Below are 1735 nucleotides of genomic sequence, written 5' to 3' on the forward strand. Positions count from 1 at the left end.
CGCATCCACCACCTGCTGATCGGCCCCGGCGGCCTGTACGCCGTCCACGCCCTGTACGCCCACCGGCGGCGGGTGACGGTCGCCGACCCCCGGATCGCCCTGGGCCGCCACGAACCGCGCCCCGTGCTGCACCGGGTCCGGGCCGACGCCGACCGCGCCTCCCACGCCCTGACGGCCGAGGTCCGCCCCGTGCTGGTCCTGGTCGGCGCGTCGGCCGTGACGGTCCCGGCCCCGCCCCGCGAGGTGCGCGTCCTGACGGACGCCGACGTGGAGACCCTGACCCGCACGGGCGGGGTCCTGAAACCGGCCGACACGGAGGCCCTGCACGCGATGGCCCGGGACCGGAACACCTGGACCCGGCTGTGACCGGCCGGGCGACGGGGACGGATCGCCGAGCGCGAGCCGCCCGCTTCCCCCTCTCGGCGAAGAACGCAATAAGATGAGAATCTCGTGCAAAGTATGACAAAAATCCGACCGTGATCGGTGGACGGCCGGACCGGAGAGGTGCTGCACATGAGATCCATCTGGAACGGCGTGATCTCGTTCGGCCTGGTCAGGATTCCGATCAAACTCGTGAACGCCACCGAGAGCCACTCGGTCCCCTTCCGTGAGATCCACACGGAGGACGGTGGCCGGATCCGCCACCGCAAGTTCTGCGAGCTGGAGGACCGCGAGGTCACCGCCCAGGAGATCAGCAGGGGCTACGAGGAGGCGGACGGCACGATCATCCCGATCACCGACGATGACCTGGCCCACCTGCCGATCCCCACCGCCAGGACGATCGAGATCGTCACCTTCGTCCCCGAGGACAGCATCGACCCGCTCCAGATGAGCGCCGCGTACTACCTGGCGGCGGGCAGGGCACCGGCCGCCAGGCCGTACACGCTCCTGCGGGAGGCCCTGAAGCGCGGCAACAGGGTGGCCATCGCGAAGTTCGCGCTGCGGGGCCGGGAACGCCTGGGCATGCTCCGCGTGGTCGGCGACGCGATCGCCCTGCACGGTCTGCTCTGGCCGGACGAGGTCCGTGCCCCCGAGGGGATCGCCCCCGACGCGGACGTCACCCTCCACGACAAGGAGCTGAACCTCGCGGACGACCTGGTGGACGCCCTCAGCGAGGTCGGCCTGGAGGACCTGCGCGACGAGTACCGCGAGGCGGTGGAGGAGGTCGTCGCCGCCAAGATCTCCGGCGAGGCCCTGCCCGAGGCGCCCGCACCGGAGCGCGGCGTCGAGGTCCTGGACCTGACGACGGCCCTGGAGCGGAGCGTCCGCGCGGTCCGCGGTGAACCGGACGGGACCGGGGGCGAGCGGTTGCCGCAGCGCGGGGCGACCCGTTCGTCCCCCAAGGAGACCGGCGGCAGGAAGTCCACGTCGAAGGCGGAGAAGAAGACGGCGTCCCCGGAGGGCAAGTCGACGTCGAAGACGGGCCGGGCCGAGAAGAAGAGGGCGACGGCGAAGAGCACGGCCGGGAAGGCCCCCTCGAAGAAGACCCCGGCGACGAAGACCCCGTCCCGCAAACGCCCGGCCTGACCCGCCACGGAGGCCACCCGCACGCCGACACCACGAGCGCGGCGCGCGGACCACCGCCTCCGTCTACGCCTCCCGCCTCAGCGCGACGTGCGAATTACCGGCTCCGCTTATGCCTCCCGCCTCAGCAGGGCGCGCGGCGCCCCCGCCTGCGCCATCCGCCACGAGCGCGGCGTGCGGACCCCCGCCCCCGCCCCCCCCCACGCCACCC

1 protein-coding gene and 1 pseudogene are annotated in these 1735 nt (G+C 72.7%); both read left to right on the forward strand.

Features of this window, described 5'->3' with window-relative positions; genetic code table 11:
- Positions 1–366, forward strand: a pseudogene (locus B7767_RS42140) (NERD domain-containing protein); the annotation flags it as partial.
- 138 nt (positions 367–504) lie between these two features.
- Positions 505–1527 carry a Ku protein gene (locus tag B7767_RS42145; protein WP_085576438.1) on the forward strand — a complete coding sequence of 341 codons (1023 nt, stop codon included), beginning with the start codon at positions 505–507 and terminating at the stop codon, positions 1525–1527.
- The last annotated feature ends 208 nt before the right edge of the window (positions 1528–1735 follow it).

The organism is Streptomyces sp. 13-12-16, assembly GCF_002114215.1.
Lineage (GTDB): Bacteria > Actinomycetota > Actinomycetes > Streptomycetales > Streptomycetaceae > Streptomyces.